The sequence below is a fragment of the Pseudomonas sp. NPDC090208 genome (genome assembly GCF_044746785.1).
In the GTDB taxonomy this organism is placed as follows: domain Bacteria; phylum Pseudomonadota; class Gammaproteobacteria; order Pseudomonadales; family Pseudomonadaceae; genus Aquipseudomonas.
In genome coordinates this window covers 113,236-128,265 of the sequence record NZ_JBIVCU010000017.1, presented here as the reverse complement: position 1 = coordinate 128,265, position 15,030 = coordinate 113,236, and the positions used below count along the sequence as shown (strand labels likewise).

General features: G+C 61.7%; 18 protein-coding genes. 12 read left to right on the top strand and 6 right to left on the bottom strand.

The features are described from left to right. Window positions 1-205: 205 nt before the first annotated feature. Complete coding sequence (locus ACIPL0_RS24635) at window positions 206-532, bottom strand: EscU/YscU/HrcU family type III secretion system export apparatus switch protein (protein WP_400599592.1); 327 nt, start codon at window positions 530-532, stop codon at window positions 206-208. Continuing rightward, on the bottom strand, window positions 532-2,184 hold the full coding sequence (locus ACIPL0_RS24630) for a flagellar hook-length control protein FliK (RefSeq protein ID WP_400599591.1): 1,653 nt from the start codon (window positions 2,182-2,184) through the stop codon (window positions 532-534). The genes ACIPL0_RS24635 and ACIPL0_RS24630 overlap by 1 nt, the downstream gene beginning before the upstream one ends. Before the next feature lie 164 nt (window positions 2,185-2,348). Between ACIPL0_RS24630 and ccmA the strand changes: the two genes are divergently transcribed. The 12 genes from ccmA (at window position 2,349) to ACIPL0_RS24570 (ending at window position 11,513) form a co-directional block, all read left to right on the top strand. After that, window positions 2,349-2,984, top strand: a complete 636-nt coding sequence (gene ccmA / locus ACIPL0_RS24625) for a cytochrome c biogenesis heme-transporting ATPase CcmA (protein ID WP_400599590.1) — start codon at window positions 2,349-2,351, stop codon at window positions 2,982-2,984. Continuing rightward, complete coding sequence (gene ccmB, locus ACIPL0_RS24620) at window positions 2,981-3,652, top strand: heme exporter protein CcmB (RefSeq protein WP_400599589.1); 672 nt, start codon at window positions 2,981-2,983, stop codon at window positions 3,650-3,652. Before ccmA ends, ccmB begins: the two co-directional genes overlap by 4 nt. A 102-nt stretch (window positions 3,653-3,754) precedes the next feature. Beyond that, window positions 3,755-4,573, top strand: coding sequence for a heme ABC transporter permease (locus ACIPL0_RS24615; RefSeq protein ID WP_400599588.1), 819 nt, complete (start codon window positions 3,755-3,757; stop codon window positions 4,571-4,573). Further along, window positions 4,570-4,746, top strand: coding sequence for a heme exporter protein CcmD (gene ccmD / locus ACIPL0_RS24610; RefSeq protein WP_400599587.1), 177 nt, complete (start codon window positions 4,570-4,572; stop codon window positions 4,744-4,746). Before ACIPL0_RS24615 ends, ccmD begins: the two co-directional genes overlap by 4 nt. Next, entirely contained in the window at window positions 4,743-5,210 is a 468-nt protein-coding gene (gene ccmE, locus ACIPL0_RS24605; RefSeq protein ID WP_400599586.1) for a cytochrome c maturation protein CcmE, read from the top strand. The genes ccmD and ccmE overlap by 4 nt, the downstream gene beginning before the upstream one ends. 3 nt (window positions 5,211-5,213) lie before the next feature. After that, window positions 5,214-7,187, top strand: coding sequence for a heme lyase CcmF/NrfE family subunit (locus tag ACIPL0_RS24600; protein ID WP_400599585.1), 1,974 nt, complete (start codon window positions 5,214-5,216; stop codon window positions 7,185-7,187). Next, on the top strand, window positions 7,184-7,720 hold the full coding sequence (locus tag ACIPL0_RS24595) for a DsbE family thiol:disulfide interchange protein (protein ID WP_400599584.1): 537 nt from the start codon (window positions 7,184-7,186) through the stop codon (window positions 7,718-7,720). The genes ACIPL0_RS24600 and ACIPL0_RS24595 overlap by 4 nt, the downstream gene beginning before the upstream one ends. A gap of 122 nt (window positions 7,721-7,842) precedes the next feature. Continuing rightward, complete coding sequence (locus ACIPL0_RS24590) at window positions 7,843-8,301, top strand: cytochrome c-type biogenesis protein (RefSeq protein WP_400599583.1); 459 nt, start codon at window positions 7,843-7,845, stop codon at window positions 8,299-8,301. Continuing rightward, entirely contained in the window at window positions 8,301-9,506 is a 1,206-nt protein-coding gene (gene ccmI / locus ACIPL0_RS24585; protein ID WP_400599582.1) for a c-type cytochrome biogenesis protein CcmI, read from the top strand. The genes ACIPL0_RS24590 and ccmI overlap by 1 nt, the downstream gene beginning before the upstream one ends. Before the next feature lie 23 nt (window positions 9,507-9,529). Then, on the top strand, window positions 9,530-9,946 hold the full coding sequence (locus ACIPL0_RS24580; RefSeq protein ID WP_400599581.1) for a hypothetical protein: 417 nt from the start codon (window positions 9,530-9,532) through the stop codon (window positions 9,944-9,946). Between the two features lie 646 nt (window positions 9,947-10,592). Next, window positions 10,593-11,186, top strand: a complete 594-nt coding sequence (locus ACIPL0_RS24575) for a hypothetical protein (RefSeq protein WP_400599580.1) — start codon at window positions 10,593-10,595, stop codon at window positions 11,184-11,186. Beyond that, window positions 11,187-11,513 (top strand): hypothetical protein, encoded by a 327-nt coding sequence (locus tag ACIPL0_RS24570; protein WP_400599579.1) that lies wholly within the window; start codon window positions 11,187-11,189, stop codon window positions 11,511-11,513. It abuts the gene before it with no gap. Between the two features lie 84 nt (window positions 11,514-11,597). On the opposite strand, the gene ACIPL0_RS24565 is transcribed toward ACIPL0_RS24570, so the two are convergent. From ACIPL0_RS24565 to ACIPL0_RS24550, 4 genes are all read right to left on the bottom strand, one after another. Then, window positions 11,598-12,596 (bottom strand): sulfate ABC transporter substrate-binding protein, encoded by a 999-nt coding sequence (locus ACIPL0_RS24565; protein WP_400599578.1) that lies wholly within the window; start codon window positions 12,594-12,596, stop codon window positions 11,598-11,600. Between the two features lie 122 nt (window positions 12,597-12,718). Further along, window positions 12,719-13,576 carry an ion transporter gene (locus tag ACIPL0_RS24560; protein WP_400599577.1) on the bottom strand — a complete coding sequence of 286 codons (858 nt, stop codon included), beginning with the start codon at window positions 13,574-13,576 and terminating at the stop codon, window positions 12,719-12,721. 45 nt (window positions 13,577-13,621) lie between these two features. Further along, window positions 13,622-14,503 carry an urea transporter gene (locus ACIPL0_RS24555; protein ID WP_400599576.1) on the bottom strand — a complete coding sequence of 294 codons (882 nt, stop codon included), beginning with the start codon at window positions 14,501-14,503 and terminating at the stop codon, window positions 13,622-13,624. A gap of 224 nt (window positions 14,504-14,727) precedes the next feature. Beyond that, window positions 14,728-14,955, bottom strand: coding sequence for a hypothetical protein (locus ACIPL0_RS24550; protein WP_400599614.1), 228 nt, complete (start codon window positions 14,953-14,955; stop codon window positions 14,728-14,730). Window positions 14,956-15,030 lie beyond the last annotated feature (75 nt).

Sequence of the window (15,030 nt, the reverse complement as noted above, 5' to 3'; positions counted from 1 at the left end):
AGCTCCTACAAAGTTCGCGTAACTCGCCGTCAGGCGAAACCAGGCTGCGTTAGCAGACTCGGCGGAGTAAATGACACACCGAGTGCGCAGGTTTTATGACAACCTCGCCACACTCACACACTCACACACTCACACACTCACACACTCACTCACACACTCACTCACTCACTCACTCACTCACTCACTCACTCACTCACTCACTCACTCACTCCCGCCCCGGCGTAATATCCCGCTCCACCGGCTGCGGATCAGGATCGAAACCCTCCGGATACTTGCCCTTGAGATGCCAGGCAAACGCAATAATCTCGGCGATGGTCAGGTACAGCTCCTGCGGAATGCTGTCACCCAGTTCCATACGCGCCAGCATCTTCACCAGTTCCGGATTCTCGTAAATCGGCACTTTGTACTCGCGGGCGATCGCCAAAATGGCTTCGGCCAGCGCATCGTCACCCTTGGCCGTGAGGGTCGGAGCCTGGCGGCCGTCGTAGTTCAGGGCGATGGCCTGGCGCGGTGTCTGTTCGGTCTTGCTCATCAGGCGTTCTCGTCGATCCAGCGTTGTTCCAGTACCGTGCGCGGGCCTTGCGGCGGCAGGCCGCGGTTGCAGGCCAGTTCGCGCACATTCAGGCCGCAGGCCACCAGCCGCGCACGCAGGCCGTCCAGCTCGCCGGTGATCAGGCGAGCACTGCTTTCGCGCTCGGCCCACAGCTGGCCGGACAGGCTGCCGGCCTGCAATTGCGCCTGCACTTGCAGCGGGCCGAGGGGTTCCAGGTCGAACGCCAGTTCCACCCGCCAGAGTTTCTCCTTGTCGCGCTCGGCCGCTTCCTGCGCTTTGCGTTCGGGGCTGTCTTCCCGTTCGGCGACGTCCTCACGCTGGATCTTCACCTGCAACGGCACGATGTCGTGGGCGTTGCGCATGGGGATTTCCGTCTGCCAGGTGGTGACTTGCGTGCCGTCGGCGTTGGTGCGGGTCTGTTCCAGCCCGCTCAACTGATGGCTCTGCAGACGGGAAATGGCCCCGGCCGCGAGCTTCAGCAGCATTTCCAGATCGTCCTTGTCCTGCGGGCCGCTGAGGGTGCGCGACGGCAGCGGGAAGTTGACGGCCTGGGCGGGCGCCGACACCAGCCCGAGGGTGCCGAGGGCGCTGCGGATAATGCCGGGCATGACGCGGGCCAGGGTGTTGGCCGCCGCAGCGGCGTTGTAGCTGACGTTCTCCGGCAGGCCCGGCAGGATCTGCGCGATGACCCGCAACAGGTTGGCCTTGAGATCGGGTTGCAGCGCCGGATTCTGTCCGGCCTGCAGCCGCGACTCCATGAACAGCCCGCTGGCATCCAGCGCCTGGGCGACGCCCTTGGCGGTGGACATCTGCGGCAGGTCGGGCAGGTCGGCCAGCAATTGCTCGATGCTGGCGCGCAGGGGCGGCGAGAGGTTGTCGTTGTTGCCATCGCTCGGAGGCGGCAGGCTCTGTAGCACCGTCAGCAGGTTTTGCAGCGAGGCCTGACGGCTTTGCTGGGTCGACAGTTGCTGCGCCAGCGCCAGTTCGTCGAGGCGGTTGGGCAGGGCGATGAAGTTCAGCGCCTGATTGCTCTGCACCTGGGCACTGAGCAGGCTACCGACCCGCAACGGCTGCGGGCTGTCGATGGTCAGGCTGCTGCCGGCCAATGCGGTGTTGAGCAGCAGGACAATGGAGCGGTACACCGTCGGCAGATTGGCGCTGGTGAGGCCTGATGCTGGTTGCCCGGCCGGGAGTCCAGCCAGTTGCGCGACGTTCTGCGCCATCACTTGAGTGGTCAGCACCTTGCCCTGCAGCAGCGTGCCGGCGGGCAATTGTGTGGTGTCGATGCTGGTCAGGCTGTTGGTGATGGCCTTCTGCAAATCCTGCACGCTGATGGTCAAGGTGTCGGCCGTGCCCTGGGCCACGTTGACCGTGGTGCCCGGTGTCAGGGGCAGCGAGCTGCTGACCGGCAGGGTGGTCTGCTGGCCGTTGTTCAGGGTCAGGCGCAGCAGCAACTGGAAGTCCTGGCCGAGCTGTTTGAGGCTGACCACCTCGGCATTGGCGACCTGGCCCTGGTTCAACAGGCCGGCGCGCGGCTCCATCAGTTTCAGCACTTCACCGGCCGGCACACCGGCGCGCAACAGGGCGGTGGCGGCAGCAACGGGGGAAAGATTGGGAATATCGGCTGTCATCGAATCCTGGCTCGGTAAATTTGCGCTCGGGGTGGCCTGACTCGGCATGTATAATCCGGCGCCGACGTCAGCGGCGGGCTACCGTTAAGCTGCACCAGTATAACGGCCGTCACCACGCCGACTTGAACCGGCGGACACACCTGCCATCCGAAAAGAAGGACCTCATGCCGATCCCTGTTCTAGAAGCCGTGGGGCTTGCCTGTGAGCGCGACTGGCGGCTGCTGTTCGAGCACCTCGACCTGCGCCTGCAAGCTGGCGACATGGTGCAGATCAGCGGCCCGAACGGCAGTGGCAAGACCAGCCTGTTGCGCCTGCTGAGCGGGCTGATGCAGCCCACCGCCGGCGAGGTCCGGCTCGACGGTCGGCCACTGGCTGAACATCGCGGTGAACTGGCCGACAACCTGTTGTGGATCGGCCATGCCGCTGGCATCAAGGATTTGCTCACTCCCGTGGAAAACCTCACCTGGCTGTGCGCGCTGCACCGCGCCGTCGAAGCCGATGCCATCTGGCAGGCACTCGACGCGGTCGGTTTGCGTGGTTTCGAGGACGTGCCGTGCCACACCCTGTCGGCCGGCCAGCGCCGCCGCGTGGCGCTGGCGCGGTTGTACCTGCCGGGGCCGGGGCTGTGGATGCTCGACGAGCCGTTCACCGCGCTGGACAAACAGGGCGTCGCGCAACTGGAAGAGCACCTGGCTGCACACTGCGAGCAGGGCGGCGCCGTGGTGTTGACCACTCATCACACGCTGAGCCGAACGCCGGCCGGCTATCGCGATCTGGATCTGGGGCAGTGGGCCGTATGAGTCGTGTGTTTACCCTGTTGATCGCCCGCGAAGCCCGCCTGCTGTTTCGCCGCCCCGCCGAACTGCTCAACCCGCTGGTGTTTTTCGCCATCGTCATCGCCCTGTTTCCGCTGGCGGTAGGGCCGGAATCGAAACTGCTGCAGCAACTGTCGCCGGGGCTGGTCTGGGTGGCGGCGCTGTTGTCGGTGTTGCTGTCGCTGGACGGCCTGTTTCGCAGCGATTTCGAAGACGGCTCGCTGGAACAATGGGTGCTGTCGTCGCACCCGCTGGCGCTGCTGGTGCTGGCCAAGGTGCTGGCACACTGGGCGTTTTCCGGATTGGCGTTGGTGCTGCTGTCGCCCTTGCTCGCGCTGATGCTGGGTTTGCCCGGCGCCTGCGTGCCGGTGCTGCTATTGTCGCTGTTGCTGGGCACGCCGGTATTGAGCCTGCTGGGCGCGGTGGGCGCGGCGCTGACCGTCGGTCTGAAGCGCGGCGGTTTGCTGCTGGCACTGCTGATTCTGCCGTTGTACATCCCGGTATTGATTCTGGGCAGCGGCGCGCTCCAGGCGGCACTTCAGGGCATGCCTGCGACCGGCTATCTGCTTTGGCTTGGCAGCCTGACGGCACTGGCGGTAACCCTTGCACCTTTTGCAATTGCCGCTGGTTTGAAAATCAGCGTTGGCGAATAATTCGACCTGACCAGTCGGACAGTTTTTAGACGAACGACTCTGGACGCTTCGCTCAGAAGAAGCGCCTGATCCAAAGAACACCGTGATGAAAAAGGCAGCGTGATGAACACAAGCGCCAAGGCTAAGAGCGGCATCAGTTGGGCCTGGTTCCATAAACTGGGTTCGCCGAAATGGTTTTACGGCATCAGCGGCCGCCTGCTGCCGTGGCTGAGCATCGCCGCCATCTTGCTGATCGGCATCGGCATCGTCTGGGGCCTGGCCTTTGCGCCGGAGGATTACCAGCAGGGCAACAGTTTCCGCATCATCTACATCCATGTGCCGTCGGCGGTGCTGGCGCAGTCCTGCTACATGTTGCTGGCGGTGTGCGGCGTGGTCAGCCTGGTGTGGAAAATGAAAATGGCAGACGTCGCCCTGCAATGCGCGGCGCCCGTCGGTGCCTGGATGACTGCCGTGGCGCTGCTCACCGGCGCCATCTGGGGCAAGCCGACCTGGGGCACCTGGTGGGTGTGGGACGCGCGACTGACGTCGATGCTGATCCTGCTGTTCTTGTACTTCGGTGTCATTGCGCTGGGCAACGCGATCAGCAATCGTGATAGCGCGGCCAAGGCCTGTTCGGTGCTGGCCATCGTTGGCGTGATCAACATCCCGATCATCAAGTATTCGGTGGAGTGGTGGAGCAGCCTGCATCAGGGCGCAACCTTCAGCCTCACGGAAAAGCCCGCGATGCCCGCCGAAATGTGGCTGCCGCTGCTGTTCACTGCGCTGGGCTTTTATTGCTTCTTCGGTGCCGTGCTGCTGATGCGCATGCGCCTGGAAGTGCTCAAGCGCGAATCCCGCGCCAGCTGGGTCAAGGATGAAGTGCTGAAAAGTCTGGGCCGCCAGGCTGGCAACGCTGCTTCTGGCAAAGGAGCCGGACAATGAGTTTTGCATCGTTTGCCGATTTTCTCGCCATGGGCAAGCACGGTCCGTTCGTCTGGAGTGCGTACGCCATCTGCCTGACCGTACTGGCGATCAATGTGCTGTCACCGCTGCTGGCGCGGCGGCGTTACCTGCAACAAGAGGCGCGTCGTTTGCGCCGGGAGAGCAATTCGTGAATCCGCTGCGAAAGAAGCGACTGTTGATCATCGTGGCGATCCTCGCCGGGGTCGGCATCGCCGTGAGTCTGGCCCTCAGCGCCCTCAAGGAAAACATCAACCTTTTCTACACGCCGACCCAGATCGCCAGTGGCGAAGCGCCCCATGACACGCGCATCCGCGCTGGTGGCATGGTCGAGAAGGGCTCGCTGCAACGCTCGGCGGATTCGCTGGACGTCACCTTTGTCGTCACCGACTTCAACAAGTCGGTGACCATTACCTATAGAGGCATCCTCCCGGACCTGTTCCGCGAAGGGCAGGGCATCGTCGCCCTGGGCAAGCTCAACGCCGACGGCGTGGTCGTCGCCGACGAGGTGCTGGCCAAACACGATGAAAAATACATGCCGCCGGAAGTCACCAAGGCCCTGAAAGACAGCGGCCAGCCGGCGCCGGGTGCTACCGTTTCGCCAGCCAAACAGGGGTAAGCCATGATTCCCGAACTCGGCCATCTGGCCATGATCCTGGCCCTGTGTTTCGCCCTCGTGCAGGCCGTGGTGCCGCTGCTCGGCGCCTGGCGCGGCGATGTGTTGTGGATGAGCCTGGCCCGCCCGGCAGCGTGGGGCCAGTTTGCCTTTCTGCTGTTTGCCTTCGGTTGCCTGACCTACGGCTTCATGACCGACGATTTTTCGGTGACGTACATCGCGGAAAACTCCAACAGCGCCTTGCCCTGGTATTACAAGTTCAGCGCGGTGTGGGGCGCGCATGAAGGCTCGCTGCTGCTGTGGGCGCTGATTCTCGGTGGCTGGACCTTCGCCGTGTCGGTGTTTTCCCGGCAATTGCCGCAGATCATGCTGGCCCGCGTGCTGGCGGTGATGGGCCTGATCAGCGTCGGTTTCCTGCTGTTCCTGATCCTCACCTCCAACCCGTTCAGCCGCCTGCTGCCGCAGAGCCCGCCGGACGGTCGCGACCTCAACCCGCTGCTGCAGGACATCGGCCTGATCGTGCATCCACCGATGCTGTACATGGGCTATGTCGGTTTCTCCGTGGCCTTTGCCTTCGCCATCGCCGCCTTGCTCGGCGGGCGTCTGGATGCGGCCTGGGCGCGCTGGTCGCGGCCATGGACCATCGTCGCCTGGGCCTTTCTCGGCGTCGGCATCACCCTCGGTTCGTGGTGGGCTTATTACGAACTGGGCTGGGGCGGCTGGTGGTTCTGGGACCCGGTGGAAAACGCCTCGTTCATGCCATGGCTGGTGGGCACTGCGTTGATCCACTCGCTGGCCGTTACCGAGAAACGCGGCGTGTTCAAAAGCTGGACCGTTTTGCTGGCGATCGCCGCCTTTTCCCTGAGCCTGCTGGGTACGTTCCTGGTGCGTTCCGGAGTGCTGACGTCGGTGCATGCGTTCGCTTCCGACCCGGCGCGTGGCGTGTTCATCCTGATCTTCCTGCTGATGGTGGTCGGCGGTTCGCTGACCCTGTTCGCCATCCGCGCGCCTGTGGTGAAAAGCCATGTCGGTTTTGGCCTGTGGTCGCGGGAAACCCTGTTGCTGGGCAATAACCTGGTGCTGGTGGTGGCGGCGTCGATGATTCTGCTCGGCACCCTGTATCCGCTGGTCGTGGATGCGCTGAGCGGGGCGAAGATGTCGGTCGGCCCGCCGTATTTCAACGCACTGTTCGTGCCATTGATGGCGCTGTTGATGGCGGTGATGGCGATTGGTGTGCTGGTGCGCTGGAAGGACACGCCGCTGAAATGGCTGCTGGGCATGTTGACCCCGGTGCTGATCGGCAGTGTGGTGCTGGCGGTGATTGCCGGTTTCGTCATGACCGACTTCCATTGGGCGGTGATCGCCACCGTGCTGCTCGCCGCCTGGGTGCTGATGGCCGGTGTGCGCGACGTGCTCGACAAGACCCGTCACAAAGGACTGCTCAAAGGCGTGCGTTCGCTGACTCGCAGCTATTGGGGCATGCAGCTGTCGCACATCGGCATCGCCGTGGTCGCGCTGGGTGTGGTGCTGTCGAGCCAGAACAGCGCCGAGCGCGATCTGCGTCTGGCCCCCGGCGAATCGGTGGAGCTGGGCGGCTACATGTTCGTTTTTGATGGCGCGAAACACGTTCAGGGGCCGAACTTCACCTCGGACAAGGGCACCATCCGCGTGCTGGAAGATGGCAAGCAGGTCACCGCGCTGTACCCGGAAAAGCGCCTGTACACCGTGCAGCGCTCGATGATGACCGAGGCCGGCATCGACGCCGGTTTTACTCGCGATTTGTATGTCGCCCTCGGCGAGCCGCTGGACAATGGCGCCTGGGCGGTGCGCGTCCACGTCAAACCGTACGTGCGCTGGATCTGGTTCGGCGGGTTGATTACCGCGCTGGGCGGATTGCTGGCAGCGCTGGACCCGCGTTACCGGGTCAAGGTCAGGAACAAGGTGCGTGAAGCACTGGGGATGTCGGGAGCGGCAGTATGAAGCGTTGGGTGTTGGTGATTCCGCTGGTGTTGTTTCTGGGCCTGGCGGCGTTTCTTTACAAAGGTCTGTACATGGACCCGTCGGAGCTGCCGTCGGCGCTGATCGACAAGCCATTTCCGGAATTTTCCCTGCCGGCGGTGCAGGGCGACAAGCCGCTGACCCGCGCTGACTTGCTCGGCAAACCGGCGCTGGTCAATGTCTGGGGCACCTGGTGCATCGCCTGCCGGGTCGAACACCCGGTGCTGACCAAACTGGCGCAGCAGGGCGTGGTGATCTACGGCGTCAACTACAAGGACGTCAACGCCGACGCGCTGAAGTGGCTTCAGGATTTCCACGATCCGTATCAGCTGAACATCCGTGACGAAGCCGGCAGCCTCGGCCTGAATCTGGGCGTCTACGGCGCCCCGGAAACCTTCCTGATCGACCGCAAGGGCATCATCCGCTACAAGCACGTCGGCGTGATCGACGAGACGGTCTGGCGGGAAAAACTGGCCGGTCTGTATCAGGGGCTGGTGGACGAGGGCAAGCAATGATCTGGTTGCGCAACCTTGTAGGAGCCGAGCTTGCTCGCGATAGCGGCATCCGTATCGATACATATGCTGCGGATGTCACATCTGTTTCGCGAGCAAGCTCACTCCTACAGGTGATCCGGCGCATGTTCGTGGTGGTTCTGATTGCCCTTGGTGGCGCCGGCACCGCCCACGCGGCCATCGACGCCTACACCTTCAAGGACGATGCAGAGCGCGCGCGTTACACCGAGCTGACCCGCGAGCTGCGTTGCCCGAAATGCCAGAACCAGGACATCGCCGATTCCAACGCGCCGATTGCCGCCGACCTGCGCAAGGAGATCTACCGCATGCTCGGCGAAGGCCAGAGCAATCAGCAGATCATCGATTTCATGGTCGACCGCTACGGTGAGTTCGTGCGCTACAAGCCTGAACTCAACGCGCGGACCTGGCTGCTCTGGTTCGGCCCGGCGGCGCTGCTGTTCGGCGGCGTGCTGGTGATTGCCGTGATCGTTGTGCGTCGCCGCCGTAATCAGGGCGCCGACGCCGATGTGCTTTCCGACGAGGAGCGTCAGCGCCTCGCCCACCTGCTGGATAAAAAACACTGATGATCGATTTCTGGCTAGCGACCGGCCTGCTGTTGCTGGTGGCCCTGAGTTTCCTGTTGATCCCTGTCCTGCGCGGCCGCCGCGCTCAACGCGAAGAAGATCGCACCGCCCTCAACGTGGCGCTGTACCAGGAGCGTCTGGCTGAACTGCAGGCGCAGCAGGAGGAGGGCGTGCTCTCCGCCGCGCAACTGGACCGCGGTCGTGCCGAAGCGGCCCGTGAACTGCTGGCCGACACCGAAGGCGCTGCCGCCGAGAGCGCAGTGCGTCAGGGGCGTCCGTTGCCGCTGCTCGCCGCCGTGCTGGTGCCGCTGCTGGGGTTTGCGCTGTATCTGCATTTCGGTGCCAGCGACAAGGTCGAACTGACCCGCGAATTCGCCGAACCCGCGACTTCGCTGGCGCAGATGACCGATCGCCTGGAGCGCGCGGTCAAGGCTCAGCCGGACTCCGCCGAGAGCATCTATTTCCTCGCCCGCACCTACATGGCCCAGGATCGCCCGGCCGACGCCGCGCGCATGTTCGAGCGCGCCGTGGCACTGGCCGGTCGTCAGCCGGAGCTGCTCGGGCAATGGGGGCAGGCGCTGTATTTCGCCGGCAACAAGACCTGGACGCCGCAGATTCAGGGCCTGGCCGATGAGGCGCTCAAGCTTGATCCGAAAGAAGGCACCAGCCTTGGGCTCAAGGGCATCAACGCGTTCGAGAGCCAGCATTATCAGGACGCGGTGATGTACTGGAAGCGTCTGCTGGCGGTGCTACCGGCCAACGATCCGTCGCGTTCGGCGCTGGAGGGCGGCATCGCCCGGGCCAGCGAAAAAGTGGTGCAGAGCGGCGGCACGCTGGACGATGGGCCGGTCATGGCAGCCAAGGGCGCCCACCTGACCGTGCGGGTGGACGTGGCTGATGCGCTGAAAGGCAAACTGCAGCCGAGCGACACCGTGTTTGTCTTTGCCCGCGCCGTGTCGGGCCCGCCTGCGCCGCTGGCGGTCAAACGGGTGACCGTGGCCGACCTGCCGGTGGAGGTCGAACTGACCGACGCCGACGCGATGATGCCGCAACTGAAACTGTCGAACTTTCCCGAAGTCCAACTGGTTGCCCGCATATCCCGGGCCGGCCAACCGACTTCCGGTGAGTGGATCGGTCGCAGTCAGCCGTTGCCCAGCAACGTGACCGCCCGCCAGGCCTTGACCATCGACAGCCCCGATCAGTAGCCCTGATCAAGTAGAGAACCGCCATGTATCGTGTTGCCCGTTTCACCCTGCTGAGTGTGCTGGTAGCCCTGACCGCTGCGTGTGCCGCGCAGCGTCCCGGTCCGCAGAGTTCCGAACCGATCCCGACCCTGCCGGGCCCGTCACCGACGCCACAGCCGGGCACCCCGCGCACCACGCCGCAGACACCACCGTCCACGCCGATTCCCAAGCCAGGCCCGAAAACCTCCGCCAGCTTCGCCCCACCGCCGGGCGGCAACAGCCACTGGGACGCCCGCCTGGGTGTGCATGTGCTGGATAACGTGCCCAACACCTTCTACCGCCAGCGCACCTACTACCGCTGGAACAACGGCTGGAGCTGGTCCACCTCTCCAGCCGGCCCGTGGCAGGAAACTGACTCCAGCGGCGTGCCTGCAGGCTTGAGCCGACAGTTCGGGAACTGAGCAGGAGCGCGCTTGCCCGCGATGGCGGTGTGTCAGATGTTGCTGTAATGGCTGACCCACCGCTTTCGCGAGCAGAGCTCCCTCCCACGGGGTTTGTGTTGTCTGGGTGAACGCATACATCCAGAAAACCGCGATCCCTTAGCCCGCCTGGCGCCACCGCCGGTAAGCCTGACACGCACTATGTTCTGTAGGAGTGAGCTTGCTCGCGATTGCAATTTGCCTTGTGGCAGGTATATGGCTGACACACCGCCATCGCGGGCAAGCGCGCTCCTGCAGTTCTGTTTCCGCCACATCGCAAGTTGCTTCACCACTGGAAAAATGTGGGAGGGAGCTCTGCTCGCGAAAGCGTCATGTCAGACGTCGATGTATTCACTGACCCACCGCTTTCGCGAGCAGGGCTCCCTCCCACAGGTTCTGTGTTGCCTGGCTGAACGCATATAGCCGTAAAACCGTAACAGATACTTCAAACGGTTGGTGTGCACTTGCTCGCGATTTCGGCGGCAACCGGTATCGCTTTGTAGAGCAGTGAGTTTTTAGTAAGAAGCTACAAAAGATTCGGCAATGTCCTACAGGCTATCAATTTACATCAAGGTGCTTTTGTAGAAATATCCTCGGCGGTCTGAATAAATATGCGATGGTCGAGTATATGAAGATAAAAGGATGTTCGGCTGGGCGATGGTTAGGTCTTGCATTATTGATTTTTAGCGGGCCGGTGCTGGCCGGCGGCAAGTGCGAGTACGTTCCGCCAAAATTCGAATCGCTAACCTATAAGGAAGGCGATTACCTACCGGTATATTTCTCGAAGTTTCAAATGAGCTTGCCTGGAAAACCTGTCGGATTCTTGAGCACCGACGGTTTCATCGCTGTATACCCCGATAAAGTTACTGTGGGTATCCAGCACATCGCTCAAGATGATAGGGAAGAAGTAGCTCCGCTTTTGGCACCAGGCCTAAAAAGCATTTCAGGCTATTATCGTCTGATATACGGGGCGCCTGCATCTATCAGTGCTTGGAGCGATGATGAGCTTGTTTCGCAACGACGTATGTTAAGGCTCGACTGTAATTCGAGAGTCGCTTTTTTTCGGGTAGGCGGTTCTGAAGTTTTGTTCCACAAGGCAAAAGAGAAGAAGGGTATCCATGTAATTGTGGTGCTAAATGGCGACGACGTGGAGTTGATAACGACTTCAGGCTCTGAGCAAATGGCATTGCAGATAATAGCCAGTATAAAAAGGAGGTTGTAAGTGGAGCCGCTGGATTATTCGGATGTTCAAGCAGTTAGAGAAGTTTTGGTGAAGTGGTATGGTCAGCAGGCAAACGCTTGGGATATAAATGAGGCAGTGATAAGGCTCATCATTAAAATGCTGGAAGAAATGCATAACTGCACAGCCGCTATGAGGCTTGTCCCAACGCCAACAACCTTTGGTGGTCAGATGGGTCAGTTGGCCAAGGGGTATATAAAAAATATGATTGGCGCGTTAAGAAAGCACTCAGATGTATATAAGACTTGCTCTAAAGCGGTTATTTATAAATATAAAACCTTCCTGGCGGAGGCAGCGGCGGGAGTGTAGCTGTGGCTTAGTTAGCCTTAATCGTTCCATTAAATGTAAAACGGCGACCCATTCGGGTCGCCGTTTTCATTCCATCCGCTGTGCTTACTTCGCAGGATAAATCTGATCAAACACCCCGCCATCGGCAAAGTGGGTTTTCTGTACGGTGCGCCAGTCGCCGAAGGTTTTTTCCACGGAGAGGAAGTCGACTTTCGGGAAGCGGTCGGTGTATTTCGCCAGGATGGCCGGGTCGCGGGGGCGCAGGTAGTTGTTGGCGGCGATTTCCTGGCCTTCCGGGGACCACAGGTATTTCAGGTATTCCTCGGCAGCGGCGCGGGTGCCTTTCTTGTCGACGACTTTGTCGACCACGCTGACCGGCGGTTCGGCTTCGGCAGAGACGCTTGGGTAGACCACTTCGAACTGGTCGCGGCCGAATTCGCGGGCGATCATTTCCGCTTCGTTCTCGAAGGTCACCAGCACGTCGCCGATCTGGTTGGTCATGAAGGTGGTGGTGGCGCCGCGGCCGCCGGTGTCGAGCACCGGTACGTGGCTGAACAGTTCGCCGACGAATTTCTTCGCGGCGGCTTCGTCACCGCCGTTTTTCAGGGTGTAGCCCCAGGCGGAGAGGTAGGTGTAGCGACCGTTGCCCGAGGTTTTCGGGTTGGGCACCACGACTTCGACGCCGTCCTTGACCAGGTCATTCCAGTCTTTCAGGGCTTTGGGGTTGCCTTTGCGGACGATGAACACGGTGGCCGAGGTGAACGGTGCGCTGTTGTTCGGCAGGCGGCTGACCCAGTTCTTCGGCACCAGCTCGCCGTTGTCGGCCAGGGCGTTGATGTCGGTGGCCATGTTCATGGTGATCACGTCGGCCGCCAGGCCATCGATCACGGCACGAGCCTGTTTGCTCGAACCGCCGAAGGACATCTGCACCGCGACGTTTTCCTTGTGCTCGGCTTCCCAGTGTTTCTGGAAGGCGGCGTTGTAGTCCTTGTAGAAATCACGCATGACGTCGTAGGAGACGTTGAGCAGTTGCGGGGCGGCGTGGGCGGCGCTGCCGATGGCCATTCCGGCAGCCAGCAGGGAGGCGGCGAAGAGTTTTTTCACTGCGAATTCCTTTGTTGTTAACGGCGTCTTGAGCAGAACGTTCTTATGTACAAAAGCGATGGCTAATGGCCGCGACTATAACGAAAACCTTTTAAGCGCTTATAGATTAAAAACTTATGTGCTTATGACGGTTTTGCTGGTTCGCTGACGGCTATCGCATCGACTTTCGGGAACAGCGCATTGCCGCAGCGCGAGCAAAAGGCTGCACCGTGTTCGTGGCTGTTTTTCCGGCATACGGGGCAGTCGTGCTGCAACTGGTCGCCGCGCATGGCGTTGGCCAGCTCGGCGGTGAAAATCCCGGTGGGCACGGCGATGATCGAGTAACCGGTGATCATCACCAGCGACGACAGGATCTGCCCCAGCGGGGTTTTCGGCACGATGTCGCCGAAGCCCACAGTGGTCAGGGTGACGATGGCCCAGTAGATGCCCTTGGGGATGCTGGTGAAGCCGTGTTCCGGGCCTTCGACCACGTACATCAAGGTGCCGAACACCGTGACCAGGGTCGACACGGTGACCAGAAACACGATGATCTTCTGTTTGCTGCCGCGCAGGGCTGCCAGCAGGTAGTGCGCCTGTTTGAGGTAGGGGCTGAGCTTGAGCACGCGGAAGATCCGCAGCATCCGTACCACGCGGATGATCAGCAGGTACTGCGCGTCGCTGTAGTAGATCGCCAGAATGCCGGGGACGATCGCCAGCAGGTCGATCAGGCCATAGAAGCTGAAGGCGTATTTCAGCGGCTTGGGCGAGCAGTACAGACGCAGGATGTATTCCACGGCGAAGACGAAGGTGAACCCCCATTCGATCCACGCCAGCAGGTCGGCATAGTCGCGGTGCACGGCCTCGATGCTGTCGATGATCACCACCAGCAGGCTGCACAGGATGATCAGCAGGAGGATTTTGTCGAAGCGTCGACCGGCCTTGGTGTCGGTCTGAAATACGATGATGCGCAGCTGTTCTCGCCAGCCGGTGTTGCTGTCCATGGTGCCGTTCCGTTTGCAAAGTCGGACCAGCCTGTGACAAAGCGTTCAGGAGCGCAACTGCCGATTGAGGGTGGTCTGTTGCAGCGTGCGCTGTCCGGCCTGGACCAGCCAGCAGGCGAGAATGAACGGTGCGGTCAGCGTCGCCAGACCCACGCCGGCAAAGCCCGGCTGCAGCAGAATCGCCAGAACGATGGCAATCGCCGGCAGCCACGGTTTGTTGCGCAGATGGCTGAAGGCGAGGGCGGCCAGCGCCGGGTTGTAGGCGCAGAGGCCGAGCAGGGCCGGGTGGGTTTCCTGCTGCCAGAAGGCGAAAGCGGTGCCGCACAGACAGCCCGTCAACGCCCAGAACGCGGCGCGGCGGCTGGCAATGAGCAGGCCCAGGCCGATCAGCACCCCGGCCAACGGGTGATCCAGCAGGAACACCTGGCCCAGACCCAGTGGCAGTGCTTCAAGCAGGGTATGCGAGGTCGCCGGGCTGGACGATGGCTCGACAAACATCAGCAACACCCAGCTGAACAGCACGAACGGCGCGGTGTAGGCCTTCAGGCACGACGCTTTTGGCGTGCGTTGCAACCAGGCATGCACGAGCATCGCGCTCAGGCCGCCGCAGGCAATCACCAGCAGCGGCGTCAACGGCGAGCCGTCGAAACGGTAGTCGATCAACAGGCCCAGCAGCACGCCGTTGTAGCTGTAGACGCCGGACTGGCGCTCGGCCTTGGCATAGCCACGACGCTGGGCAGTGAGCAGCCCGGCCAGCGCCCCGAGCAGCGCGGCGCCGAGAGAGGATGGCGCGCTGATCAGGATCGCCAGCAGGCAGAACAGCCCGCACAGCGGGCTGCGTTGCAGAAGGACCTGACTGAAACCGTTGAGCAGGGCTTCGGCCCAGTCAGGGCAGTGGAAATCGGGGGCAGGTTTGATGGCAGACATGTATGTATTCAATATTGTTTTTTATTGTATACATATTCGCCGAAGCCAATGGCTTGACGCAATCCCCTTGTCTGCGTGCCCTTGTAGGAGCTTGCTCGCCCTGCGACCGGCGACAACGTCGTCGTAAACCCTGCGCACGCGCTATGCCTGACACTCCCAATGCGCATGGATGTACGACTGCTGCGCAGCCGGTCGCAGGACGAACCAGCTCCTACAAGGGGGATTTACACCCGAAATTGCCGCAACAACCCGTTCAACTGTTCGCTCAGGCCCTTGAGTTGCGCGGCCTGGGTGACGTTCTGGTTGAGGTCTTCCACCACATGGGACTGTTGCAGGGTGGCACTGGCGATTGAGCCGATTTTGACTCGAGCCAGTTCCCGGCCATTCGAGCCGGGCTTGAGCGCGTGAAGAATCCGCCGGGTTATGTCGGGATATTGGATTGATTGAGCCATGCTAGGCCCCGTTACCCTTAGGCACGGGCATGATATTTCGTTCACTACGGCGTGGGCCAAGCCGCATTGGCATAA

Excerpts from the sequence above, each read along its gene's own strand:
- ACIPL0_RS24630 (WP_400599591.1), bottom strand. The coding sequence starts at position 2,184 with ATGACAGCCGATATTCCCAATCTTTCCCCCGTTGCTGCCGCCACCGCC.
- ACIPL0_RS24590 (WP_400599583.1), top strand. The coding sequence starts at position 7,843 with ATGTTCGTGGTGGTTCTGATTGCCCTTGGTGGCGCCGGCACCGCCCAC.
- ACIPL0_RS24560 (WP_400599577.1), bottom strand. The coding sequence starts at position 13,576 with ATGGACAGCAACACCGGCTGGCGAGAACAGCTGCGCATCATCGTATTT.
- ccmD (WP_400599587.1), top strand. The coding sequence starts at position 4,570 with ATGAGTTTTGCATCGTTTGCCGATTTTCTCGCCATGGGCAAGCACGGT.
- ACIPL0_RS24550 (WP_400599614.1), bottom strand. The coding sequence starts at position 14,955 with ATGGCTCAATCAATCCAATATCCCGACATAACCCGGCGGATTCTTCAC.
- ACIPL0_RS24600 (WP_400599585.1), top strand. The coding sequence starts at position 5,214 with ATGATTCCCGAACTCGGCCATCTGGCCATGATCCTGGCCCTGTGTTTC.
- ccmI (WP_400599582.1), top strand. The coding sequence starts at position 8,301 with ATGATCGATTTCTGGCTAGCGACCGGCCTGCTGTTGCTGGTGGCCCTG.
- ACIPL0_RS24635 (WP_400599592.1), bottom strand. The coding sequence starts at position 532 with ATGAGCAAGACCGAACAGACACCGCGCCAGGCCATCGCCCTGAACTAC.
- ACIPL0_RS24615 (WP_400599588.1), top strand. The coding sequence starts at position 3,755 with ATGAACACAAGCGCCAAGGCTAAGAGCGGCATCAGTTGGGCCTGGTTC.
- ACIPL0_RS24575 (WP_400599580.1), top strand. The coding sequence starts at position 10,593 with ATGAAGATAAAAGGATGTTCGGCTGGGCGATGGTTAGGTCTTGCATTA.
- ccmA (WP_400599590.1), top strand. The coding sequence starts at position 2,349 with ATGCCGATCCCTGTTCTAGAAGCCGTGGGGCTTGCCTGTGAGCGCGAC.
- ACIPL0_RS24595 (WP_400599584.1), top strand. The coding sequence starts at position 7,184 with ATGAAGCGTTGGGTGTTGGTGATTCCGCTGGTGTTGTTTCTGGGCCTG.
- ccmB (WP_400599589.1), top strand. The coding sequence starts at position 2,981 with ATGAGTCGTGTGTTTACCCTGTTGATCGCCCGCGAAGCCCGCCTGCTG.
- ACIPL0_RS24580 (WP_400599581.1), top strand. The coding sequence starts at position 9,530 with ATGTATCGTGTTGCCCGTTTCACCCTGCTGAGTGTGCTGGTAGCCCTG.
- ACIPL0_RS24555 (WP_400599576.1), bottom strand. The coding sequence starts at position 14,503 with ATGTCTGCCATCAAACCTGCCCCCGATTTCCACTGCCCTGACTGGGCC.